Genomic DNA, 23,944 nt, shown 5'->3' on the forward strand with positions numbered 1-23,944 from the left:
TTCGTCGCTCCTTGAGAGGTCTCAGGCCCGGACGCCGTGCGCGTCCACGTTCGCACCCGCGGTCGTCGGCCCGGTGGTGCCGGTCAGCTGGGCCACGTGCCGGAAGAACGCCTGCTTGCGCGGCGTCGTCAGCCCCCAGTTGACCGGCGGGCACTGGAAGCCGTCGTGGTAGTCCCCGCCGGCGCCGGGGTCGAAGTAGCCCCACGACGCGTAGTTCTCGACGGCGGTGTAGAGGTGGTTGGGCCGGTCGTCGAAGTCGAAGTGGTTGTCCTCGTTGACGACGACAGGGATCGGCCGGTGGCGCGTCAGCTCGCGAACCGCGCGGATCTGCGCCTCGAAGTCGGCCGTCCCGTGGATCTCGTTGCCGTGGATGAGGGCGACGTCGACGACGTCGATCAGCTCCTGCGGGGGCACGATCCCGAACTGCGGGACGCCGGCGTAGCTGGCGGCCAGGGGCAGGGCCGTGGACGTGGCCGACCGGAGCTCCTTGATGAAGGAGACCATGCCGCGCGGCGTGAGCAGGTCGTGGGTGTAGCGGGGGATGTTGCACTCGTTGGCGATCTCGACGATCACGTTGCGACGGTCGGTGTCGTCGAGCCAGCCGATGACGTTCTCCGCCGCCCGGCGCACCGCGTCCTGGTCCTCCAGCCGGTGGTCCTGGCCGAAGTAGAACAGGCCGAGGATCACGACCATGCCCAGCCGGTCCGCCTCGTCGAGGATGCGGGCCAGCCGGTCGAGCCACTCCGGACGCAACGAGCCGTCCCGGTGGTAGGCCGTGACGTGCCAGGGCTGCTCGAGCGGCACGACGCCGCCCGGGGTGGAGCTGCCGCCCCGCACCGGGTTCCCGCACTGGAGGTTGAGGGTGAGGCCGAGCAGGCCGTGGGAGCGCCACACCGGCATCTGCGCCAGGAACTCGCGCACGTTGCGCTCGGCGTCCCACGTCCCGGTGTCCGGGTAGGCCCAGCGGGCCCGGGTGTCCTCGTTGAGATCGTCGAACAGTCCCATCACCAGGCGGGCGTTGAACAGCAGGCCCTCCACGGGCCGGCCCTCGAACGAGACCCCTTCGTACGTCGGGCGCCCGTCGAGGTAGAAGCGCTCACCCTGCAGCTGCAGGTGCGTCGTCGCCATGCTGAGTTTCCTTTCGAGTGCGGTGGCCCGTCGGTCCGGGCCTTTCGCGGCTGGACGGGCCGCCGGTCCACCCGGGGCGGACCGGCGGCCCGACGGCCTACCGGGCGCCGCGGTCCAGCTCGGTCTGCATGCGCTCCTGCGCCTTGGCGATCGCGTCGTCGATCGGCTGCCCGGACTCCAGCACCTCGGAGTACATGTCCCACAGGACGCCGCCCGGCTTCTCGTCCCGGATGACCGTCCAGAACGGCGACGGCGCCTGCGAGGTGTGCGCGTGGTTCTCGATGACCTCGGTGAAGGTGGTCTTCCACTCGGCGTCGGTCCAGAACTCGGAGGCCATGACGGCGCGGTTGGTGCTCGGGAAGCCGGTCGTCTCCGAGATCCGCTGCATGTTCTCGTCGCGGCTGAGGAACGCGATCCACTCCACCGACGCCTCGACGTTCTCCGAACCCTGCAGCACGCCCCAGTACCCGGAGCCGGAGTAGGTCGCCCGGTTCTCCGGCCCCTGCGCGGGCGGGGCCACGGCCCACTTGCCCTCGAGCTCGGGGTAGTCGCGCACCAGGGTCGCGATGTCGGAGCCGCTGGCTCCGCCGAGGATCGCGAGACGCCCGGAGCGGAACTCCGCCATGGGGTCGAAGGTGGGGGACATGAAGTCCTCCGGCACCACGCCGTCCTCGACGAGTCCCCGGAGCCAGGTGAGGGTCTCGCGCATCTCGGGGGTGTCGAGGTTGGCGGTCGTGCCGTCCTCGGACATGTACTCCTGGCCGGTCTGCCAGTAGTAGGGGATCAGGCCCTGGACGACGTCGACACCGCCGAAGGAGAACCCGGTCACGTCACCCTCGGTGAGCGCGGCGGCGTACTCCTCGATCTCCTCCCAGGTGGCCGGCGGCTCAGTGAAGCCGGCCTCCTCGAGCAGGTCGGTGCGGTAGAGCATCGGCCGGACGTCCACCCGCCAGGGGATGCCGTAGAACTCGTCCTGCCACTGCCCGTCGACCATCATCGACGAGAAGAACCGCTCGTCGAGGTCCGGCCAGTACTCGTCCTTGTACTCGGTGATCGGCATGGGGCCGGCCTTGCCGCCGCCGAGCGGCGCGTACGTGGTGAGCTGGAACATGTCGGCGGCGTCGGGCGCGTCCCCGCCCTGGGAGACGAGCAGCCAGCGGTCGCGCGCCTGGGCGAAGTCGATGAGCTCGACCTCGACGGCGGTCCCGGTCTCCGCCTCGAACTCGTCGGCGAGCTCCTCGACGAGCGCCCGCCACTTGGCGGGGTCGCCGTAGATCTGGCTCCAGAACTCGATGCTGCCGCTCCCGCCCGGGTCGCCGCTGCCGTTCGATCCCGGGTCCCCGGGAGAGCTGGCGCAGGCGGCGAGGAACGAGAGCCCCGCCACCCCGGCAAGCATCTGTACGCTGCGTCGTCTCATGTAGACCACTCCTTTGTGTCTGATCGACCTGTCATACAGGCTGCCAGCCTGCCAGGAACACTGTCAAGCATGTCTTAAAATGGATTTCAGGGCCGGAGACCGGCGCGCTGTGCGCTCAGCGACGTCCCGGGTCGCCCGGCGTCACGCGGTCGCCGGGCCTCGGGACGAGGCTGACGTCGCGCGCCTCGAGCAGGAAGAACAGCCTGGCTGTCTCCTCGAGCTCCTCGACGGCGTCGGTGGCGGAGGCGAGGTCGGTCCCGGCGACCACGGGCCCGTGGTTGGCCAGCAGCAGGGCGTGGTTGTCCGCTGCGAGCTCGCGCACCAGTCCCGCCACGGCCCGGTCTCCCGGCGCGTGGTAGGGCACCAGGGGCAGCCGGCCGACCCGCATCGTGTAGTACGCCGTCAGCGGCGGCAGCACGTCGGACGGATCGGCGTGCCGCAGGCACGACACGGCCACGGCGTAGGTGCTGTGGAGGTGGACCACGGCCCCGGCGTCCGGTCGGACGCGGTAGATCGCCTCGTGCAGGAACGCCTCCTTCGTCGGCGGCGGCCCCTGGACGTCACCGCTGCGCAGGTCGACGAGGCAGATGTCCTCCCGGGTGAGGGAGCCGAGGCTCGCCCCGGACGCGGTCAGGTAGACCGTGTCATCCACGCGGACGCTGATGTTGCCCGTCCGGCCCGGGGTGAGCCGGCGCGCGAACAACGAGCGCCCGACCTCCACGATGCCCGACACGGCGTCCGTCACGGGTCCCCCGCCCCGGTCGTGGCGGCCCGGAGCAGGAGATCCGCACGGCCGAAGTTCCCGGACTTGAGGAGCAGCGCCGTCGACGGCTCGTCCGGCGTCAGCAACCACGGCACGCCGGGGTCCTCCTCGTGCCCGACGAGCGCGGACTCGACGCCGAGGCGCTGGATGACCGCGCCGGAGGTCTCGCCGCCGGCGACGACGATCCGGCGCGCACCGCTCTGACGGGCCGCGCTCGCGAGGTCGCCGAGGACGTCCTCGAAGATCTCGGCGGTCCGCGCCCCGAAGACCTCTGCCGCGGCAGCGCGCTCCTCCGGTCCGGCCGAGGAGTACACGAGCACCGGAGGGCCGCCGAGGTGGTCCCGCAACCAGGACAGCGCCCGCGCACGCATCTGCTCGGCGTCCGGGGTGGCGAGCGGGTCGAGCCGGTGGGAGGGCATCCGGTCGCGGGCGTACGCCAGCTGCTCCAGCGTGGCCCGCGAGCAGCTTCCGGCCAGGACGACGGCGGGTCCCGCGGGCAGCTCCAGGTCCGTCCGTCCCGTCTCCGAGGTGGCCGGCGGAGACCCGGCCGAGACACCGTCCGGCGCGAGGGCGGCGGCGAGCCCGGCGGCTCCGGTCAGCACGGACAGGTGCTGGGTGGCGGCGGCGATGACGCGCAGGTCCGCGTCGTCGATCGCGTCGGTCACGACGTGCCGCACGCCGTCGGCCTCCAGGGAGTCCAGCCGTTCGCGCACGGCCTCCGGCCCCGAGCGGACCACCGCGTGCGGGAGCAGGGCGACGGGGTGCGGGGTCTGCCGGCCGAGCACGCGGACGAGGTCCGAGTCGGTCATCGGGGTGAGCGGGTGGTGCCGCATCGACGACTCGGAGAGCAGCTGCTCGTGCACGAAGAGCTGCCCGCCGTAGACCGTCCGGCCGTGCACCGGCGAGCTGGGGCAGATGACGGTCGACCGGGCGCCGCTGCGGTCCAGCAGCGCGTCGGTGACCGGGCCGATGTTCCCGGCGTCGGTGGAGTCGAAGGTGGAGCAGTACTTGTGGAAGACCCGCCGCACGCCGAGCTCGTCGAACCAGTCGGCCGCCTCGAGCGACCACGAGACGGCGTCGGCCGGCGGCGCCGTCCGTGACTTCAGTGCCACCACGACGGCGTCCGCCCCCCGGGGCGCCCTCCGGTCCCCGGGCACGCCCCCGAACAGGATCGCGGGGCGGAACCCGGACCGCCGCAGGGCGGTTGCGACGTCGGTGGCGCCGGTGTAGTCGTCCGCGACGCAGCCGAGCAGCACCCGCGGCGGCGCGTGGACCGCGGTCCCGCCCCCGCCCGCCTCGGACGGCCGGTCAGTCGGACGCACGGCTGAGCTCCGCGGCGCCCTTGCGCCCCTTCTGCATGGTGGCCCAGTGGGCGGCCACGTCGTCGAGGTGCCGCTCCATGGCCTGCTCCGCGGCGGCGCAGTCCCGCCGGAGGACGGCATCGAGAATGCCCTGGTGGAACTCCGCCGCGTGCCGCGCCCGGCTGGGTGAGAGCACCGCGCCGCGGCGCGCCTCGATGAGCACGCCGTGGAGCGAGTCCAGCACGACCACGTAGAGCGGGTTGTGGGTGGCCACGGCGAGCTGCCGGTGGAAGGCGACGTCGAACTTCGCGGCGGTCTCCGGGGTCGCCAGCGCGCCCATCATCTGCTCGTGGGTCCGGCGGATCTCCTCGAGGTCCTCGTCCGAGGCCCGCTCGCAGGCCAGGCGCACGACCTGGAGCTCGAGCAGGTGCCGCACCTCGTGCACCTGCTGGTAGTCGAGACCGCCGTGGATCCGCAGGAAGAGGCTCAGCGCGTCGCTCACCAGCTCGGAGCTGACGTTGCCCACGCGCAGGCCGACGCCGGACCGGGTCTCGATCACTCCCCTCGCCACGAGGGAGCTCACCGCCTCACGGACGACGGTCCGCGAGACGCCGAACTCCTCCCCGAGCTCGCGCGCGGAGGGCAGCGGCTCCCCCGGGCTCATGCCGGCGGCGAGAATCTTGTTGAGGATCTGCTCGGCGACCTGCTCCGCGAGCGTGGGTCCGGGCAGGATCCGGGTCGATCCGGGGTTCTGCGGCATCATCTATCTCCTTGCCCGACGAGACTGAGCGAGCTGACGAACTGGTACGACAGCTCGGCCGTGCGATCACCGTGGTCCTGCGCGTGCTCGAGCGTGATCCAACCGCGGTAGTCCATGAGGTCCAGCACCGCGACGACGTCGGGGAAGGGCATGTCACCGGTTCCCGGGCTGCCCCTGCCCGTGTCGCCGAACTGGACGTGCTCGAGCAGCGGCCCGGCCGACCTGAACGCCTCCACCGCGGAGCCCTCGGTCAGCGCGAGGTGGTAGGTGTCGCCGATGACGCCGATGGTCGTACGCCCCGTCGCGGCGATGAGCGTGCGGGCGTCGTCGATCGTGTTGACCAGATCCGTCGAGCTCTCGTTCTGGGGCTCGACGAGCATGCGAACACCTCGATCGTCGGCGTAGTCGACGAGCTCGCGCAGCATGCTGGCGGTGCGCGCCATCCGCTCCTCCCGGACGACCGCCCGGTCGGGCGCGTTGTCCAGGATTCGCCCCAGCGAGACGCGGGTGCCCAGCACCGCCGCGCGGTCGACGAGCGTTCGCAGCTGGGCGAGGACCGCCTCGCGAGCCGCGGGTCCCGCCTCGCACATGCTCGCCCCGCGGGCCGCCAGCGGACCGGTGGCGAGCGCCGCCACGGCGAGCCCTGCGCCGGACAGGTCGTCGGCCAGCCGCTCCGCGTCCAGCTTCGCGGGCGAGGCCACCTGGAGCTCCACGCCGTCGTACCCGATGTCGGCCAGCCGCCGGATCGCCTCGGCGAACGGGCCGTCGTAGGCGAACTCCTGACGCTCGTCGGCCTCGGGCGACATCACCGTGTAGGCCAGGCGGACCCCCCGTGGTGCGTTCACTCCGCCCACTCCTTCCACATCTGCTTCCCTGTCGGTCACTGCCCGGCGGCTGGCGACGCCGCCGTCCGGGACTTCTCGGCTCATGCTCGCGCCGGCGACGGCGCGGCCGCCCGGACAGCCTCGACGACGGCGTCCGCGACGTCCGAGGTGGTGGCGGTCCCCCCGAGGTCCGGTGTGCGGACGCTCCTCAGCGCGGTCTCGACGGCAGCCTCCACGGCGTCGGCGGCGGCGGCGTCACCGAGGTGACAGAGCATCATCGCGCCCGAGAGGATGAGGCCGACGGGGTTGGCCCGCCCGGTCCCGGCGATGTCCGGCGCGGCGCCGTGGCACGCCTCGAAGACGGCGACGCTCTCGCCGAAGTTCGCACCCGGGCCGAGACCGATGCTGCCCGTCACCCCGGCGGCGACGTCCGAGAGGATGTCGCCGTACTGGTTGTCGAGCAGGACCACGGCGCGCGGGACGGCCCCGCGGACGATCGCCTGGCCGAGGGCGTCCACCATCATGTCCTTGAGCTCCACCTCCGGGTACTGGCGGGCGACGTCCTGCACGACCTCGAGCTCGAGGCCGTCGGTGAGGTTCAGGACGTTGGCCTTGTGCCCGAGAATGACGCGGCCGTACCCCTGCTCGACGGCCAGCCGGAACGAGAAGTGGGCGATCCGCTCCCACGCCGCTCTCGTCACGACCTTGACCGCCTGGGCGACGTCGTCGCCGATCCGGTACTCGATGCCCGAGTAGGTCCCCTCCGAGACCTCGCGGACGATGAGGAAGTCGAGGTCCGGGCCCGACGAGATGCCCGGCACGCTATGGATGGGCCGGACGTTCGCGAAGAGGTCCAGCTCGCGCCGCACGGCGTTGTTGATGCTGGGGTAGACGCGGTCGCCGTCCGGCCGGACCTTGACGATCCGCCCCGTGCGGCGCGGTGCCTCCAGCGGAGCCTTGAGCGCGGCACCGAGGCGTCGGATCCCGGCGACGGCGGCATCCGGCAGGGGGTCGTGCTCACCACCGGGAATGAGGTGACCGACGGGGATGTACTCGTAGCTCAGGTACGGCGCCGCAGCGCTGAGCACCCGGACCGTCGCCTCCGTGATCTCCGGTCCGATCCCGTCCCCGGGGATGATTCCTACCGTTGCCATCTCACGCTTCCTTCGTCGATTGGATGATCTGTGCGTCGGGCTCGTCCGGCGCACCGAGGCGCCGCCTGAGCTCCGTGGCGGCTGCCCGTGCCCCTTCGTGGACGGGCACCCCGAGCCGTTCGCTCAGGGGCCCGGCGGCCGCGGCGAGCGAGTACTGGGCGAGGAGGATCTCGCTCGCGCCGGCGGCGACCGCCCGCGCCACCGGGTCGTGCATGCCGGCGGCCAGGGCGTCCCCCGTCGCACCGGGTGCGGGCTCGACGAGCACCCGGTGGATGGCGGCCGTCGCCGTGCCGGGCTGCGCCCTGAGCTGCGCCTCGGCCGGCGCGAACGCCGTCTCGGTCGACGCGACGAGCGCGACCGCCGCGGGCCTGGCCCGCGCGGCGGCGCGGAACATCTCGGCGTCGGGCTTGACGACCGGGGCGTCCCACCGGAGCTCGGCGGCGTCCGCCAGCTCGGAGTAGCTGGAGCAGGTCACCAGGACGCCGGAGGCTCCGCCGTCGAGCAGCACGTCGACCAGCCCGAGGAACCGCCGCCTCAGACGGCCGGTGAGCGTGCCGGCCTCCTTGAGATCGGGCAGCAGCCGGTCGTCGAGGAGGTGCCACTGCTCGGCCTCGGGCAGGACCTCGCGAAGCGCCCGCTCCGCCGGGCCCCGCGCCAGCGGCGTGGCATGGACGAGACCGATCCTCATGGCGCCACCCGTCCCGTCGTCCTCACGCCCACCGGGATGGTGGCGTCGATCTCCGCACGCCCCAGCGCCCGCCCGCTCTCCGCGGACTCGTAGGCGGCGAACACCAGCCGCATCGTGGACAGGTTGTCGTGGATGTCCGTCTCGAACGCCGCGCCGGTGACGATCCCCCGGGCGAAGGCCCGGATCGCCCGGGCGTAGCTGGCGACGTAGGGGTCGGCCTCCGGGGGCACGACGTCCACCCGCCGGGTCGCGGCATCCTCCGTGACGATGCGCAGCTCGCCCGAGGCGGAGATGAACGCGGTGCCCGCCGTGCCCTCCACGACGACGCTCTCGCTGAGGAGCGGAGGGGCCTCGCGCCCCTTCGAGGCGTAGCTCCGGTCGACCACGGCGGTCGCGCCGGGGAAGCCGAGCACCACCGTCGCGACGTCCTCGCCGCGGACCCGGTCGCTGACCCGGTGGGACCGGGCGTAGAGCACGTCGGGCTCGCCGAGCAGATAACGGGTGACGTCGAGCTGGTGGATGACCGACTCGAGGATCAGGAACCGGTCCATCTCCGCGAAGAACGGCTGACGCGCCAGGCTGAACGGCGTGCCGGGGTGGCGCGGCGTGGTCACGGTGCCCGCGAACCGCGCGGACGAGCTGAGGTGGAAGACGGTGCCGAGCTCGTCGCCGTCGATGCGTCGGCGCAGCTCACGGAACCAGCTCCGGTACCGCCAGTTCTCGTGGATCATCAGCCGGCCCGGCCCCGCGACCGCGGCGTCGTAGATGCGCGCGATGTCCTCGCGCGTGTCCGCCACCGGTTTCTGGCACAGCACATGGATCCCGGAGGCCAGCGCGTGCTCGACGATCCCGGCGTGGGCGGGGGCGGGGGTGATGACGTCGAGGGCATCGACGGCTCCGGAGGCCACCAGCTCCTGCACGGTCCCGCCGCTGCGCGGGACTCCGTACTCCCGGGCCCGTCGCTCGGCCCGTTCGGGCACCTGGTCGACGATGTGCACCACGTCGCAGCCGGGCAGTCGCCGCCAGCCGGCGAGGTGGTGGGAGCTCGCGTTGCCCGCGCCCACCACACCGATCCGCAGACGTCTCCGGGTCATGCCGGCACCTCCCAGCCAAGCAGCTCCGTGGCGGTGGTCAGCCCCATGTGGGTCAGCTCCGCCTCGCTGAAGCCCTCGTCGACGAGCCGGCCGGCGAATCGCCGGAACCCCTCCGGCGGCACCGGGTTGTGCGGCTGCCCGAGGTCGCTGCCGAGCACGTTCTGCCCGACGCCCACGGCCCGGATCCGGGCCGCCATCCCGGGGAGGTCCACGTCCGAGATCTCCCGCCGGGGGACCACCCGTTCCATCACCGCGCCGCGCCGCGCGAGGTCGATCTGGAGCGGCACGGGCATGTCGACGTGCCGGTGGTCCGGGTGGCTGACCACGAAACGCTCCACGCCGTGCTCGACGGCGGCGTCGAAGAGCGCGACCACCTCGTCGGGAGCGAGGTGGCCCGAGCACACGACCTGGTCGTGGTCGGCAGCCAGCCGGAGGACGTCGTGGACGTCCCCGGTCAGGGCGCCGTCGCCGTCCCAGACCGACACCGCGTCGTTGCCGGTCACCCCGGTGCTCCGGCGCTCGTTCTCCGCGTCCTGGGTGGGGAACCAGACCACCCTGCCGCCCGCCCGGACCGACGCCTCGACGGCCTCCGCGTTGATGCCGCCGGCGGCCCGGTTCAAGGCGATCCCCCCGGCCACGCGAAGGCCTGGTCGCACACGCTCGAGCAGCGACGCGGTGCCGACGGTGCTGAGGGTGTGGGACTTGAGGACCATCCCCGCGACCCCGTGCGTGGCGGCCGCTGCGGCGAGGTCGAAGGCGTCGCACCGGCGGGGCCTGGAGTCCGGCCCCGGGTGGACGTGGAAGTCGACGAGCCGGGCCTGCCCGGCCGCGGACAGCGAGCTGCTCCGCTCCTCCGAGTCCACGTCTTCCCCTCCCCGTCGAGGACGCGCCAGCCGACCTGGCAGCCTGTATGACAGGCAGGCTAGCGCACCGGAGGGCCAGGGGGCAACGTGGGTCGTCGTGGGGAGGCGCGCCGATCAGCCGGCGCTGATCAGCTCACGTTGCCCTTGAGCAGGCGGTGCCAGTAGACCTGGGGTTCGAGGTAGCGGTCGAAGACGAAGGTGCTGCGCCGCGGCCGCACGAGGTCGGGGGTGCTCACCGTCGGCTGAGGGTTGCCGTCGCGGTCGAACTCGGCCAGGAGCAGCTCGCGCCGGCTGGTGGTGACCGGGGCGACGGAGTAGCCGTCGTAGTGGCGCAGGCTCCGCCGGGCGCGCTGGGCGGCGATGTTGTGCGCGACGACGGGGACCTGCTTGCGCAGCGCACCCCCGGACGGGAGCGTGCCGACGGTGGCCACGTCACCCAGGCCCCACACCCGCGGGTGGGTCTCGTGCCGGAGGGTGCGCGGGTCCACCGCGACGAACCCTTCGCTGGCCGGGGTGGCGAGGTCGCTCTCGGCGACCCAGTCCGGGGCGCGGTGCGGCGGGGCGAGGTACAGGGCGTCGTAGCTCAGCTCGTCGGTGCCCTCCGGGGTCTGCACGCGCAGCGACCGGGTGACGGCGAAGATCGCCTCGACGGTCGCCCGCGTGCGGACCCGGACGCCGTAGCTCTCGGCCGCGGCACGGAGCTCGCGGTCGGCGTCGTCGTGGTTGACGAGCCGGGTGCCCTCGACGAGGAGCTCTATGTCGATGTCGCGCAGCGTGCCGGTGCGGCGCCAGTGGTCAGCGGCCATGAAGAGCGGCTTGAGGCCGACCGGGGCGCACGGGACGTGCCGCTCGGAGATGACGAAGACCGCGCGGCCCGCCGTCAGCGAGGACAGCATCGTCCAGGTCTTCTCGGCCATCTCCGGCAGGTAGTTGGTGGCCGCCGCCGGGGTGGCGACCGCCTCCTCGGCCCCGGTGATGGCGTCCCAGTCGACGCGGGAGCCGGGGCACACCGCCACGTCGTTGTAGTGCAGCTCCCGCCCGGCGGAGAGGTGAACGACCGACCGGTCCGGGTCGATCGCCGTCACGTGGTCGGCGTACCAGGTGCACCCGTCCGGGATGCACTTCGTCTGCGCCCTCGTCAGGTCCTCCATCGTGGCCATCCCGCCGCCGACGTAGCTGAGCAGGGGCCGGTAGTGGTGGAGCTGCTTCGGCTCGACGATCGCCACGTCATGGCATCCCATCCGCCGGAGCTTGGCCGCCAGGGAGATGCCGGCGTTGCCGCCGCCGACGATGACGACGTCGTGGTGACGAGGGGCGTTCATGGCCAGATCACGCTCCGGGTGCTCGAGGACCAGGACCTGTCACGGTAGGTGCGCGTGCGGTGTCGCGCGCGTCGGCGGCGGCGGGTCCGCCGGGCTGACGCGTGCCCGGCCGAGCACCGGCGACGACGACGGACGCCCCAGCACGTGCCGGATCTCCCCGCTCCGCCTACCGTCGTGCTCTGCCGAGACGAGGCCGCCGGGAGGGAGTCGCTCGTGCCCGAGGGTCACCCCGCCTGCCAGGTGCGCTGATGCAGACCTTCGTGCCGTACAGCGACTTCGCGGCCACCGCAGAGGTGCTCGACGACAAGCGGCTGGGCAAGCAGCGGGTGGAGGTCATCCAGATCGTCCGCGCGCTGACGTGGCCGGACTACGCCTGGAAGTCGCACCCGGCGGTGCTCATGTGGAAGGGCCATGAGGAGGCGCTCGGCCGCTACGGGCTGACGATGTGCGAGGCATGGACCGACAGGGGCTTCGGCGACACCTGCGCCGAGACGATCGTCACAGACCTCGCCGCCGCAGGCGTGCCCGCCATCAGGAGCTACGAAGAGCTGGTCACCGGCGGCGCCCTCCCCGGCTGGCTCTTCGACCCTGAACTGCTCAGGAGCCACCGGTCCAACCTCATCCGCAAGGACCCAGCGCACTACCGCTCGCTGTTTCCCGACGTTCCTGACGACCTGCCCTACGTCTGGCCGGTGCGGTCGCCGGCCGTGCTCGAGCGGGAGCGTCGACGGCTGGAGAACGCCGAGCGGCGGCGCCGCCGGGCAGAGTCCTGAGGACCGGTCCCACGCACCGCAGAGCCCGCTTGTCGCGGGACCTTGGGCCGTGGGACCGAAGCCCGCCTTCGGCACATTTCGCCCGACCTACTTTGGTCGCAGCTGGCCGGCGATCCGCGCCGGCCCGTCGAAGGAGCACCAGTGGACACCCCCGAGATCGACCAGCTCGTCGCGAAGGGTCTCACGGCCCTCTCCGAGTACGCCGCGCTCACCCAGGAGGACGTCGACCGCATCGTCAGGAAGGCGTCCGTCGCGGCACTGAACCAGCACGGCGTCCTCGCCGAGGCGGCCGTCGCCGAGACCGGCCGCGGCGTCTTCGAGGACAAGGCGACGAAGAACATCTTCGCCTGCGAGCACGTGACCTACTCGATGCGCGACCTGCGCACGGTCGGCGTCATCCACCGCGACGAGCTCAAGGGCATCGTCGAGATCGCGGAGCCCGTCGGTGTGGTCGCGGCCGTCACCCCGGTGACCAACCCGACCTCGACCGCCATCTTCAAAGCCCTCATCTGCCTCAAGACCCGCAACCCCGTCATCTTCGCCTTCCACCCCGGCGCCCAGGAGTGCTCGGTGGCCGCGGCCCGCGTGGTGCGCGACGCCGCCGTCGCGGCGGGCGCCCCGGAGAGCTGCATCCAGTGGGTGAGCGAGCCCAGCATGCCCGCCACCGGAGCACTCATGAACCACCCGGGGGTCTCCCTCATCCTGGCCACCGGCGGCAACTCGATGGTCCGGGCGGCCTACTCGTGCGGCAAGCCGGCCCTCGGCGTCGGCGCCGGCAACGTCCCCGCCTACGTTCACACGAGCGCCAACCTCGAGCGGGCCGCGACGGACCTGGTGATGTCGAAGTCCTTCGACAACGGCATGGTCTGTGCCTCGGAGCAGGCGGTCATCCTCGACGACGCCGTCTACGACCAGACCCTCGCACACCTGGACCGGCTGCACGCCTACCGCGCCACCCCCGCGGAGAAGGCGATGCTCGAGGAGCTCATCTTCGGCGTCGGCGCGAACGCGGAGAACTGCGGCGAGGCCAGGCTCAACGCCTCCGTCGTCGGCAAGTCGCCGACCTGGATCGCCCGCCGCGCCGGCTTCACCGTCCCGGAGGACACCTCGATCATCCTCGCCGAGGTCTCCGGCGTCGGCCCCCACGAGCCGCTGACCCGGGAGAAGCTCTGCCCGGTCCTGGCCGTGGTGCGGGCCGCCTCGACCGAGGAGGGCATCACCCTCGCCGAGCGGATGGTCGAGCTCGACGGGCTGGGCCACTCGGCGGTGATCCACGCGAGCGACACCGAGCTGGTCGAGCGCTTCGGCACCCGGGTCAAGGCCGTGCGCATCATCACGAACGCCCCGTCCTCCCTCGGCGGCATCGGCGACATCTACAACGCCTTCATCCCCTCCCTCACGCTCGGTTGCGGCTCCTACGGCCACAACTCCGTGTCCAACAACGTCTCGGCGGTGAACCTCATCAACGTCAAGCGCATCGGCCGGCGCACCAACAACCTCCAGTGGTTCAAGGTGCCCGCCAAGACGTACTTCGAGCCGCACGCCATCCGCTACCTCTACGACATGGAGGGCATCGACCGGGTGACGATCGTCACCGACGCGACGATGACGCGGCTGGGCTACGTCGACAAGATCCGCGACGTCCTGGACCGCCGGGCCCGTCCCGTCGCGCTGCAGGTGATCGACGACGTCGAGCCGGAACCCTCGATCGGCACCGTGCGCCGCGGCGCGGAGTCGATGCGCTCGTTCCGCCCGGACACCATCATCGCCCTCGGCGGCGGCTCCCCGATGGACGCCGCCAAGGTGATGTGGCTGCTGTACGAGCACCCGGAGGTCCGGTTCGAGGACCTGCGCGAGAAGTACCTGGACGTGCGCAAGCGGGCGTTCCGCTTCCCCGCGCTCGGTGAGCTCGCCAAGCTGGTGTGCATCCCGACCTCCTCCGGGACCGGCGCCGAGGTGACCCCCTTTGCGGTGATCTCCGACCCGGAGACCGGGTACAAGTACCCGCTCGCCGACTACGCCCTGACCCCGTCGGTGGCGATCATCGACCCCGAGCTCACCGCCCGGATGCCCTCCAGCCTCGCCGCGGACTCCGGCTTCGACGCGCTGACCCACGCCACCGAGGCGTACGTCTCCGTCTACGCCAACGACTTCACCGACGCCCTGGCCCTCCACGCGATCAAGATGGTCTTCGACAACGTCGCCGTCTCGGTCAACGGCGAGCGCGACGGGCTGGCGGCGACGGCGATCGGCAAGGCCCGCGAGCGCATGCACAACGCCTCGACCATCGCCGGCATGGCGTTCGGCAACGCCTTCCTCGGGGTGGTCCACGCCATGGCGCACACCGTCGGGTCCACCTACAACCAGGTGCACGGCCGCACGAACGCCGTGCTGCTGCCGCACGCGATCCGCTACAACGGCCAGGTTCCCACCAAGCTCAGCAACTGGCCCAAGTACGAGACCTACACCGCGCCGGAGCGCTTCCGGCAGATCGCCGCGCACCTCGGGCTGCCGGCCGCCACGCCGGAGGAGGCCGTCGAGGCCTACGCCCGGGCGGTGGAGGAGCTGCGCGCGTCGCTCGGCATGCCCGGCTCCTTCGCGCAGATGGGCATCGCGGAGGAGGCCTTCGTCCCGGCCCTGGAGACGCTGGCCATGCGGGCCTTCGAGGACCAGTGCGCCCCGGCGAACCCCCGCCTGCCGATGGTCCAGGACATGAAGGACATGATGCAGGCGGCCTACTACGGCGTCGGCGTCGAGCAGGTGCGGACCGACCGCGCCGCGGCCGACCTCCGCGAGGGTGAGCTCGACGCGTCCATCGCGCGGGCGGAGGCCCTGCCCCGGGGCTGACGCACGCGGCGTGGACGTCCGCAGCCCGGCACGCGGCGTGGACCTGCGTGCCGGCGCGCCGGTCAGCGCCGGTCAGCGCCGGTCAGCGCCGGTCAGGACAGCGGCTCGCGCAGGCCGCTGGCGCGGAGCACCGGCCTCCCGACGGCGGCGCGCACCGCCTCCTCCGTGCCGACCACGCGCACCGACTCGCGCGCGCGGGTCACGGCCGTGTAGAGCAGCTCCCGGGTGAGCAGCGGCGACGTCGCGGGCGGCAGGATCAGCGAGACCGTGCCGAACTGGCTGCCCTGGCCGCGGTGGACCGTCATGGCGTGGACCGTCTCCACCGGCGGCAGCCGGTGCGGGCGCACGCGCATCGGGTCGCGGGGATCGCCGAAGACGGCGACGACGCCTCCCTCCCCGTCCGCGACGACCACTCCGGTGTCGCCGTTGTACAGGCCCGTCTCGCGGTCGTTCGCGGTGACCAGGAGCGGCCGGCCGGGGTACCACGGGGACGCGGCGGCGCGGCGGTCCGCGCCGGAGGCCGGCGCGCGGCCGGGACCTGAGGTCGATGCTCGGCCGGCCCCGGGGGCCGTCGTGCCACCTGGACCGGAGGTCGGCGTGCGGTCCGGGCCGGCGGCGTCGGTGACCCACTGCTCGACCAGGGCGGCCCAGTGCGCCACGCCGGCCGGCCCGCGCCGGTGCGCGAGCATGAGCCGGTGCGCCTCGAGCGCCCGGAGCGCCCGGGACGCATCGCCCTCGCGCGCCGCGATCACGAGATCGACGCCCGCCTCCTCGGCGTCGTCGCGGACCGGCCGGATCTCCTCCTCGGTGGGCCGGTCGCCGGTCACCTCGACGAACTGGACCGAGGATCCGCCCGCGCGCAGCACGGCGAGCGCGCGGTCGGCGTCGCCGTCGCGGATGGCGGCGGCCAGCGGCAGGATCCGGCTGTCCTCCTCCTGCCGGTGCACCGTGGTGAGCCGGACGACGCCGTTGCGCAGCTGCTCCCGCTCCGGCTCCGCCAGCCCGGCAGGCTCGAACGCGGCCACGGCGCCGGGGACGCCGTCCGCCACCGCCGGCCGGTGGACGAGGTCGCCGAGCACCGCGCCCGCCTCGACGGACGCGAGCTGGTCCGGGTCGCCGACGAGCAGGAGGCGGGCGTCCGGGCGCAGTGCCTCGAGCAGCCGGGCCATCAGCGGCAGGGAGACCATCGACGTCTCGTCGACGACGACCACGTCGTGCGGCAGGTGGTGACGCGCGTCGTGCCTGAACCGGGTGGAGCTGCCGGGCCGCCACCCGAGCAGCCGGTGCACGGTGGTCGCCTCCGGGGAGCCGACCCGCTCCCCGTCCGCGGCGTCGTCGAGCTGCGCGACCACCTCGCGCACCGCCTCCTGCAGGCGCGCGGCGGCCTTGCCGGTGGGGGCGGCGAGCGCGATGCGCAGCCCGGGCCCGGCGACGTCCTGGAGGACGGCGAGCACCCGCGCGACCGTCGTCGTCTTGCCGGTGCCCGGGCCGCCGGTGAGCACGGTGAGCCGGCTGAGCACCGCCGTCGCCGCGGCGAGGCGCTGACGGTCGTCCCGGGCGTCGGGGAAGAGCCGGTGGACGGCGGCCGCGAGGCGCCGCTCGTCGACGCCGCCGACGGGGGCGCGGAGCCGGGCGTCGACCTGGCGGCGGACAAGCAGCTCGTCGCGCCAGTAGCGGTCGAGGTAGAGCCGGCCGTCGACCCACCGGGCGGGCCGGTCGGCCGGACCGTCCACGCCGACGGCGACAACCGGACTGGCCATCACCGCCGTCCCCCAGGCGCGCGGCTCGGGCCACGGCAGCGGGCCGGCGGGCACGGCGTCCTCACCCTCCGGGACGGCGAGCGCGTCGAGATCGTCCAGCCGCACGCACACCGAGCCGGAGCGCACGGCGCGCACCGCCAGGGCGACGGCGAGCAGCACCCGCTCGTCGCCCTCCCCCGCGAGGCGGCCGAGCCGCACGGCGACGTGGACGTCGGCGGCGGCGAGCACCCCGGCGGCGTTGAACCGGGCCAGCAGAGGCGTCGCGCGCAGGGCGACTCGGACGTCGTCCACGACGGTCATCGGGCCTTCCCCTCCAGGAGCGCCGACAGCTCGACGACGAGCGCGGCGGGCGGCCGCCAGGACATCACGCCGTACGGGACGCCGTCGGCGACCGGTGTCCCGGGCCCGCACATGCCGCGGACGAAGAGGTACAGCCCGCCGCCGAGGTGGCGCCCGGCGTCGTAGCCGCGCTGGCGCCAACGCAGGTAGCGGTGCAGGGCGGCGAGGTAGAGCAGCAGCTGCAGCGGGTAGTGGGCCTGCATCATCGCCTCGGCGAGGGCCGCGGGGCGGTAGTCCCAGGCGGTGAGCGGCTCGTCGAAGGAGCCGAGCCGGTTGGTCTTGTAGTCGACCACCAGGTAGCGCGGGTCACCGGCCGTGCCGCCGGACGCCGCCCCCGCGGGTGCGGTGGGCGCGCCGCCCGTCCGGAGCACGGCGTCGATGCTGCCCGTGAGGTAGCCGAGCAGCCGTGCCGCGCCCAGCCCGTCGAGGTGGTCGGCGTAGGGCGCGAAGACGTCGTCGGGGCCGAGGTGGCGGCGCAGCAGGGCGGCGAGGTCGGCGAGGGTCGACGCGGGCCCGTCCGGGTGGTCCCCGCCGGCGAGCGGGAGCTCGAACTCGAGCTCGGGCAACCGGTCCGCCGGGGCGAAGTCGGCGAGCGTGGCTCCGCCGGCGAGCGGGCCGAGCGGGGTGGCCATCACCTGGCCGAGCGCGGCGGCGAGCGCCTCGGGGTCGACGCCGGGCACGCGGGCGGTCCCGGCCGCGCGGCAGCGCTCGAGGAGCTCGGCGCCGAGGTCGGGCGCCGTGGCGTCGACCTGCTCGAGGATCTCGTGCACCAGGGTGCCGAAGGCGGCGCCGGCGGGCAGGTCGGCCATCGGGGAGGGCAGGAGGCGCGCGGCCGGACCGGCCGGCGCGGACCCGCCGGGCCCGGCCCCGCCGTCGACCCCGGCTTCCCGGTCGGGTCCGGCCTCGTCGTCGGCGAGCCCGCTGGCGACGGTCACGTCGGCCTCGTCCTGGACGCCGGTGGTCTCCGGCTCGCTGGCCACGCCCTCGGCGTGCGCGGCGGCGGTGAGCCCGGTGTAGGAGGTGCGGCGCCAGGAGTGGTCGAGGGTGCGGCCGAACCGGGCGACGGCGAGGCCGGGGCGGCCGCCGTCGGGCGGGGCCCAGTGGGCGGGGGTGGGACGTTCCGCCACCTGCTCGACCGCGACGGCGCCGCCGGCGCGCTGGGCGAGGTCGGCCAGGGCGGTGGCGACCACGTCGTCCGTGGCCACGGAAACCCGGTCCGGGGGCAGCTCGCCGGGCGCGAATGTGCCCAGGAGCAGGCGGGAGAGCGGGCCGCCGGCGCTGTTCGACGACGGCGCCCAGTGCACGACCACCTGGGTGGCGGCACGGGTGAGCGCGACGTAGAGGAGCCGGAGGTCCTCCCCGCGCTCCTCGGCGAGGTGCCGCTCGCGCGCGGCGTCGTAGGTGTCGTCCTCCTTGCCGCCCACGTGCAGCAGGCGGGTGCCGGCGTCGTCGTGGAAGCGCAGGATCGGCGGCGTGCGCGACTCGTACCGGTCCCACCCGAAGGGCACGTAGACCACCGGGAACTCCAGGCCCTTGCTGGCGTGGGTGGTGACCACCTGGACGGCGGCGGCGTCGGTCTCGAGGCGGCGGCTGCGCTCCTCGGCATAGTCCTCCTCCGCCTCGGCGATGCGGCGGCGCAGCCAGTCGGTGAGCGCGGCCACGCCGAGCCGGTCCGCCACGGCGGCCAGGTGCAGCGACTGGCCGATGTGGCGCAGGTCGGTGAGCACGCGCTCGCCAGTGTCGGTGCGCAGCAGCCGTTCGGCGACGCCGCCGATGCTGACCGCCTCGAGCAGGGCGGCGACCCCGCGCTCCGAGAGCAGCCGGGCCCAGGTGCGGACCTGGTCGGAGAGCTCGTCGAGCGCACTGTCGTCCGCGCCGGCCAGCCGGGCGGCGTCCCACCCCACGAACGGGGTCAGCGCGAGCGCCGCGGTGCGCCCGGCGTGGCCGGGCTGCTCCAGCGCGCTGAGGAGGGTGAGCCACTGCTTCGCGGCGGGCTGGGCGAACACGGAGACCAGGGCGGAGACCACGGCGGGCACGCCGGCGTCGGCGAGCGCGTCGCGGACCAAGGCCGCGTCGGCGTTGCGGCGGGTGAGGACCGCGACGTCGCCGGGCTCGAGGGGCCGCCAGGTCCCGCCGTCGAGAAGCCGGGTCCGTCCGAGCTGGCGGACCACGTCCGCGGCGACGTCGGCCGCGACGAGCTCGCGGACCTTCCCCACGGTGGGCGTCTTGACCCCCTTGAGGCGGAACGGCTCGCGGGTGACCTGTCGCAGCCGCACCGGCGCGCCGCCGTCGAGTCGGCGCCCGGTGTGCTGGGCGTCGACGGGCCGCACGACGATCGCCTCGTCGCCCAGGGCGGCGCCGCCGAAGACCTGCTCGAGGCCCTGCAGGAGCGGCTCGTCGCTGCGCCAGTTGCGCCCGAGGGTGGCGGTGGTGGTGGCGTCCCGCCGGGCGGCGAGGTAGGTCACGACGTCGCCGCCGCGGAAGGCGTAGATGGCCTGCTTGGGGTCGCCGATGAGGACGAGGGTGCGGCGGCCGTGGAAGGCGGTGCGCAGGATCTCCCACTGGACGGGGTCGGTGTCCTGGAACTCGTCGACCAGGACGACGGAGTACCGGGAGCGCACGCGCTCGGCGGCGGCGGGGCCGTGCCGGGGGTCGACGAGGGCGTCGCGCAGGAGGACGAGCAGGTCGTCGTAGTCCAGGAGGTGCCGTTCGCGCTTGCGGCGCAGCACCTCGGCGACCGCGTCGCGGGCGAAGGCGTGGCGGTGCCCGGCGAGGGTGTCGGGGTCCGCGCCGGCGGGCTCGAGGCCGGCCTGGTAGTCGCTGACCGCTGCCCGGGCCACGGCGCGCGCGTCGGCCGGGGTGAGCGCGGGCTGCTGGGAGTCGGCGTAGCGCTGGAGGTAGAGGTCGTCGACCACCTCGTCCACGAGGTCGGCGATGTCGGGGACGAACGTCGCGTCGGCGTCGACGTCCCCGGCCACCCCGAGGGTCCGGAGCATCTGCTGGCAGAACCCGTGGGTGGTGGTGATGGTGGCGGCGTCGAACTGGGACAGCGCGCGGGTGAGGCGCCGACGGCGGAGCGTCAGCTCGTCGTCGTCGACCGCGGCCAGGTGGGCCACGACGGCGTCGTCGCTGGTGCGCGCGTCCGGGCTGCGGAGGGCGCGCTCGGCGGAGACGAGGCGCTCGCGCACCCGGTCGCGCAGCTCGGAGGTGGCGGCCCGGCCGAACGTGACGAGCATGAGCTCGGACAGCTCGGCGAGACCCTCGGCGACGTACCGGGTGGCGAGCGCGGCGATGGTGAAGGTCTTGCCGGTGCCGGCGCTGGCCTCGAGCACCGTGGTGCCGGTGGGCAGGGCGCCGCAGACGTCGAACACGGCGGGCTCCGGTGACGTCTCGCCGAGGAGTTGACGTCTCGCGCCACCACCCTCGGGGGCGTGAGGGTCCGGCGAGCCGGCGACGTCAGGGCGAGCGGGTGACATCTCGCGCGCGTGGGGGGTCACGGGATCTCCGTCTCCTCGTGGGCGAGCAGGGGCTCCCACACCCGGCGGGCCAGGACGCCGAGCCGGGTGCGGTCCTCGGGCCACCACGTCTGCTCGGCCTCGGTGGGCGTGCCGAGGATGTCGGCGAGCGCGGCGCCCTCGCCCCAGCAGATGACGTGGTGCTCGTCGCTGCGGTCGAAGCCGCCGTTCCACTCACGGGTGGCGTTCTCCAGGGCCATCGCCTCGGAGTCCCCGCCGTACCGGCTGTTCGCGTAGGAGCAGGAGACGGGGACGGGCATGGGCAGCGGCTCACGGGCGGCGAGGCCGCGCAGGTGCACGAGCTGGTCGAGGAGCTCCCGCGCCTCCTGCTGGGACGGCGCGGCGATCTTGGAGACGACGGCGCCCGGGCGGTTGTGCTTCGGGCGCCCGATGGTGACCGCGGACCAGTCGCGGCCGGGGTGGCCGGCCGTGAGCGCGAGCGCCTGCACCCAGGCCCGCAGGCGGTGCTTCGGCCCGAGCCGGGAGAAGACGGTGCGCACCACCGTGGTGCCGTGGACCCCGGGCACGGTGCCGGTGAGGGTGACGCCGGAGGCGAGCCGGACGGTGAGGTCGACGGCGGTCGCGGGGCCGAGGGCGTAGCTCGCGGCGGCGTCGGCGATCGGGGCGACCCGGGTGTCGACGTCGAGGAGCGTGGCCCGGCCGAGCTCCTTGGGCGGGACCTCGCCGCGGCGCCACTCGGCGTTGACGGCCTGTCGGTTGTCGACGCCGGCGAGGCGGGCGGCGAGCAGCCGGTCGCCGATCTGCCAGGTGCCCAGGCCGTCCAGGCTGAGCGGCAGGCGGTCCTCGACGTCCTCGATCTCGCCGGCCAGCGAGAGCTGGAGACGACGGCGCAGGAACCACTTCACCGGGTGCTCGAGCATGGTGACGAGGTCGTCGACGTCGATGCCGAGCGGGGCCTCCAGGGCGGGGAGCAGCTCGGTGAGGAACGCCGTCGCCGAGGAGCGTGGTCCGCGGCCCGCCACGGCGGCGCGGTGCGCCACGGCGTCGAAGCTGAACGGGCCGGGGCTGCCGAGCGCCCCGGGGGTGAAGTTGCGCTCGTCGACCACCTGCAGCGGGTGGTGGACGAGGACGTGCTCGCGGACGGGGCGCCCGTGGTCGGTCTCGGCGGCCGCGTCGAGGGCGTCGAGCAGCTCGCCGACGGGCACCGCGGGCGGGCGGGCGGCGCCGGTGCGCTCGTCGGCCCCGGAGTAGAGGACGACGAGGTGGTCGGAGGCGGCGGTGACGGCGTCGAGGAAGAGCTGGCGGTCCTCGCTGCGGCGGTCGCGCTCGCCCAGGCACGGGTCGCGCAGGAGGAGGTTGTCGCCGTCGGCGGAGCTGCCGCGGGGGAAGACGCCGTCGTCGACGCCGAGGAGGCAGACCACGCGGTGCGGGACGGCGCGCATGGGCTCCATCGAGCACATGGTCAGGGCGCCGGTGCGGAAGCCCGCGCGGGTAGGGCGGCCCTCCAGCCGGTTGGCGAGGAGCGCGCGGACGTCCGCCAGGCGCAGCGGGACACCCTCGTGGTCCTCCCCCGAGTCGCGGACGTCGCCCAGGACCCACCGGGCCTGGACGAGCTGCCAGGAGTCGGTGGGCGTGGTGTCGGCGAGGAGGGTGAGGGCACGGTCGAGGGCGTCGACCCAGTGGCCGAGCGGGTGGGTGCCGTCGAGGGTGCCGAGGACGTCGGTGAGGCGCGAGAGGAGCTCGGCGAGGCGGCCGGCGAGGTCGATGTCGGTGGAGTCGACGTCGTCCATCGGCAGGGCGGGGCCGACGTAGCGGTAGTCCTCCTCGGCCATGGCGGCGCCGAGCAGGATGCGGTCCAGGGCCAGGTCCCAGGTGCCCTGGCGCAGCTGGGGCAGGCCGAAGCGGGCGCGCCGGCCGAGGTCCTCGCCCCAGTGGACGCCGGCGGCCACCGACCAGTCACGGATGCGGTCGAGGTCGTCGTCGGAGAGGCGGAAGCGGCGGCGGACCGGCTCGGCGGCGGCGAGGTCGAGCACCTCCGAGGCGGTGACCCGGCCGTCGGCGAGGGTGAGCAGGGAGCTGAGCACGCCCAGCACGGGGTTGGTGCGGCCGGGCGAGCGGTCGGCGAGGCGCACGCGCAGGGACTGGCCGGGGTGGACCTGGTGGCGGTGGTCCGCGTCGTCGGCGACGAGGCCGAACGTGGCGGCGACCGTCGGGGCGATCGACTCGATGTCCGGGCACATGACGATGACGTCCCGGGGCTCGAGCGTGGGGTCCTCGGCGAACAGGCCGGCGAGGACCTCGCGGAGCACCTCGACCTGGCGGGTGCGCCCGTGGCAGGCGTGCACCTGGACGGTGCGGTCGCCGGGTGCCAGGCGGTGGGGCGGCGCGTCGGGGTCGTCCTGCCGCAGGCGCTGCTGCAGGGCGCCGAGCAGCGTGCCCGCCGGGGCCTCGGCCGGGTGGTGGACGGCCGGGGCGGCCCCCAGGCGGCGCTGGAGCTCGACGGCGTCCCGCGCCATGGAGGCGAGCATCGGGTGCTCGGCGACGGCGGGCTGGGCGCTGCGCCGGCGCGGCGTCGTCCCGGCCGCGGCGACCCGGTCCCACAGCACCGGCGAGGGGTGCGGGAGCCAGAGGTGGACGTCGCGGTGGTCCGCCAGGGCGGTGAGGACGCGAAGCTGGTCCTCGGGCAGGCGGGTCGGGCCGAAGACGGAGAGGCGGTCGGGCAGGTCGACGACGTCGGGACGCTCGGCGATGGTCCGCAGCGCCTCGGGGAGCCGCTCCCCCGGGCTGGTGACGCCGACGTGGTCGCGCAGGCGGCGCCACAGCTGCGGTTGCCAGGCGAGGTCGTCCGGCACAGGGTCACCCGCGCCGTCCTCGTCCAGCCCACGTGCCCAGGCGTCGATCAGGTCCGGGCGCTGCGAGGCATAGGCGGCGAAGAGGCGGGCGAGGTGGCGGGCCAGGCCGAGCCGGCGGCCGCGGCGGATCTCGTCGTCGTCCGCGCCCACGTACCGGGCGAGCGGGGCGGCCCACGCCTCCCCGAGAACGGCGTCGACCACCTCGAGCAGCGGCCAGGTGAGGCGCTCGGCCTGCCACGGGTCGTCGTCGCCGCCGAGACCGAGGCTCGCGGTGAGCACGTCACCGACGAGGCGGTGCGGGGAGCCGAAGGTGACGTTCGCGCACACGCCGGGTTCGCCGTCGGGCCCGGCCCCCAGGTGGTGCGAGAGGCGCTGGGCGAGCCAGCGCTCGACGCCCCGGGTTGGCACGGCGACGACGTCGGGCGCGAAGGGGTCCTCCGGCGGGTCAGCGAGGAGGGCTGCGAGCGGCGGCACGAGCGCGTCCGCGCGCTCGGAACGGTGCAGGTGCAGCACTGGCGTCCTCCCCCGGGGTGGTCTGCCGCCACCCTATGACGAGGCACTGACATCGGGCCGGTAGGCGGTC

The 23,944-nt window shown here is 74.1% G+C and carries 16 protein-coding genes; 2 read left to right on the forward strand and 14 right to left on the reverse strand.

Features of this window, described 5'->3' with window-relative positions:
• Window positions 1–21 precede the first annotated feature (21 nt).
• From KZX45_RS06200 to KZX45_RS06250, 11 genes are all read right to left on the reverse strand, one after another.
• Window positions 22–1,128: a hypothetical protein gene (locus tag KZX45_RS06200; protein WP_248256850.1), complete on the reverse strand. Its 1,107-nt coding sequence runs from the start codon at window positions 1,126–1,128 to the stop codon at window positions 22–24.
• Window positions 1,129–1,225: 97 nt separating this feature from the next.
• On the reverse strand, window positions 1,226–2,545 hold the full coding sequence (locus tag KZX45_RS06205; protein ID WP_248256851.1) for an extracellular solute-binding protein: 1,320 nt from the start codon (window positions 2,543–2,545) through the stop codon (window positions 1,226–1,228).
• Window positions 2,546–2,660: 115 nt separating this feature from the next.
• Window positions 2,661–3,290 carry an aldolase gene (locus KZX45_RS06210; protein WP_248256852.1) on the reverse strand — a complete coding sequence of 210 codons (630 nt, stop codon included), beginning with the start codon at window positions 3,288–3,290 and terminating at the stop codon, window positions 2,661–2,663.
• Window positions 3,287–4,630, reverse strand: coding sequence for a 3-oxo-tetronate kinase (otnK, locus tag KZX45_RS06215; protein WP_248256853.1), 1,344 nt, complete (start codon window positions 4,628–4,630; stop codon window positions 3,287–3,289). The genes KZX45_RS06210 and otnK overlap by 4 nt, the downstream gene beginning before the upstream one ends.
• Window positions 4,617–5,369 carry a FadR/GntR family transcriptional regulator gene (locus tag KZX45_RS06220; protein ID WP_248256854.1) on the reverse strand — a complete coding sequence of 251 codons (753 nt, stop codon included), beginning with the start codon at window positions 5,367–5,369 and terminating at the stop codon, window positions 4,617–4,619. Before KZX45_RS06220 ends, otnK begins: the two co-directional genes overlap by 14 nt.
• On the reverse strand, window positions 5,369–6,214 hold the full coding sequence (locus KZX45_RS06225; protein WP_248256855.1) for a sugar phosphate isomerase/epimerase family protein: 846 nt from the start codon (window positions 6,212–6,214) through the stop codon (window positions 5,369–5,371). The genes KZX45_RS06220 and KZX45_RS06225 overlap by 1 nt, the downstream gene beginning before the upstream one ends.
• Before the next feature lie 80 nt (window positions 6,215–6,294).
• Entirely contained in the window at window positions 6,295–7,347 is a 1,053-nt protein-coding gene (locus KZX45_RS06230; RefSeq protein WP_248256856.1) for an isocitrate/isopropylmalate dehydrogenase family protein, read from the reverse strand.
• A 1-nt stretch (window position 7,348) separates the two neighbouring features.
• Window positions 7,349–8,035, reverse strand: a complete 687-nt coding sequence (locus KZX45_RS06235; protein WP_248256857.1) for an aspartate/glutamate racemase family protein — start codon at window positions 8,033–8,035, stop codon at window positions 7,349–7,351.
• Window positions 8,032–9,129: a Gfo/Idh/MocA family protein gene (locus KZX45_RS06240; RefSeq protein ID WP_248256858.1), complete on the reverse strand. Its 1,098-nt coding sequence runs from the start codon at window positions 9,127–9,129 to the stop codon at window positions 8,032–8,034. Before KZX45_RS06240 ends, KZX45_RS06235 begins: the two co-directional genes overlap by 4 nt.
• On the reverse strand, window positions 9,126–9,992 hold the full coding sequence (locus KZX45_RS06245; protein WP_248256859.1) for a DUF6282 family protein: 867 nt from the start codon (window positions 9,990–9,992) through the stop codon (window positions 9,126–9,128). Before KZX45_RS06245 ends, KZX45_RS06240 begins: the two co-directional genes overlap by 4 nt.
• A 128-nt stretch (window positions 9,993–10,120) precedes the next feature.
• Window positions 10,121–11,314, reverse strand: a complete 1,194-nt coding sequence (locus KZX45_RS06250; RefSeq protein ID WP_248256860.1) for an NAD(P)/FAD-dependent oxidoreductase — start codon at window positions 11,312–11,314, stop codon at window positions 10,121–10,123.
• 248 nt (window positions 11,315–11,562) lie between these two features.
• Between KZX45_RS06250 and KZX45_RS06255 the strand changes: the two genes are divergently transcribed.
• The gene (locus KZX45_RS06255) at window positions 11,563–12,087 is read left to right on the forward strand and encodes an MSMEG_6728 family protein (RefSeq protein ID WP_248256861.1); all 525 of its coding nucleotides are present in this window, start codon (window positions 11,563–11,565) and stop codon (window positions 12,085–12,087) included.
• Between the two features lie 141 nt (window positions 12,088–12,228).
• Entirely contained in the window at window positions 12,229–14,934 is a 2,706-nt protein-coding gene (adhE, locus tag KZX45_RS06260; RefSeq protein WP_248256862.1) for a bifunctional acetaldehyde-CoA/alcohol dehydrogenase, read from the forward strand.
• 92 nt (window positions 14,935–15,026) lie between these two features.
• Here adhE and recD read toward each other — a convergent pair whose 3' ends face one another.
• The 3 genes from recD to recC are packed head-to-tail and all read right to left on the reverse strand — an operon-like array spanning window position 15,027 to window position 23,874.
• Window positions 15,027–16,994 carry an exodeoxyribonuclease V subunit alpha gene (gene recD, locus KZX45_RS06265; protein ID WP_248256863.1) on the reverse strand — a complete coding sequence of 656 codons (1,968 nt, stop codon included), beginning with the start codon at window positions 16,992–16,994 and terminating at the stop codon, window positions 15,027–15,029.
• A complete protein-coding gene (locus KZX45_RS06270; RefSeq protein WP_248256864.1) occupies window positions 16,991–20,530 on the reverse strand; it encodes a UvrD-helicase domain-containing protein in 3,540 nt (1,179 codons plus the stop codon). The genes recD and KZX45_RS06270 overlap by 4 nt, the downstream gene beginning before the upstream one ends.
• Entirely contained in the window at window positions 20,527–23,874 is a 3,348-nt protein-coding gene (recC, locus tag KZX45_RS06275; protein ID WP_248256865.1) for an exodeoxyribonuclease V subunit gamma, read from the reverse strand. The genes KZX45_RS06270 and recC overlap by 4 nt, the downstream gene beginning before the upstream one ends.
• Window positions 23,875–23,944 lie beyond the last annotated feature (70 nt).

It is taken from the genome of Georgenia sp. EYE_87 (assembly GCF_023148685.1).
In the GTDB taxonomy this organism is placed as follows: Bacteria; Actinomycetota; Actinomycetes; order Actinomycetales; family Actinomycetaceae; genus Georgenia.

Excerpts from the sequence above, each read along its gene's own strand:
- KZX45_RS06200 (WP_248256850.1), bottom strand. The coding sequence starts at position 1,128 with ATGGCGACGACGCACCTGCAGCTGCAGGGTGAGCGCTTCTACCTCGAC.
- KZX45_RS06205 (WP_248256851.1), bottom strand. The coding sequence starts at position 2,545 with ATGAGACGACGCAGCGTACAGATGCTTGCCGGGGTGGCGGGGCTCTCG.
- KZX45_RS06220 (WP_248256854.1), bottom strand. The coding sequence starts at position 5,369 with ATGCCGCAGAACCCCGGATCGACCCGGATCCTGCCCGGACCCACGCTC.
- KZX45_RS06230 (WP_248256856.1), bottom strand. The coding sequence starts at position 7,347 with ATGGCAACGGTAGGAATCATCCCCGGGGACGGGATCGGACCGGAGATC.
- KZX45_RS06235 (WP_248256857.1), bottom strand. The coding sequence starts at position 8,035 with ATGAGGATCGGTCTCGTCCATGCCACGCCGCTGGCGCGGGGCCCGGCG.
- KZX45_RS06240 (WP_248256858.1), bottom strand. The coding sequence starts at position 9,129 with ATGACCCGGAGACGTCTGCGGATCGGTGTGGTGGGCGCGGGCAACGCG.
- KZX45_RS06250 (WP_248256860.1), bottom strand. The coding sequence starts at position 11,314 with ATGAACGCCCCTCGTCACCACGACGTCGTCATCGTCGGCGGCGGCAAC.
- KZX45_RS06255 (WP_248256861.1), top strand. The coding sequence starts at position 11,563 with ATGCAGACCTTCGTGCCGTACAGCGACTTCGCGGCCACCGCAGAGGTG.
- recD (WP_248256863.1), bottom strand. The coding sequence starts at position 16,994 with ATGACCGTCGTGGACGACGTCCGAGTCGCCCTGCGCGCGACGCCTCTG.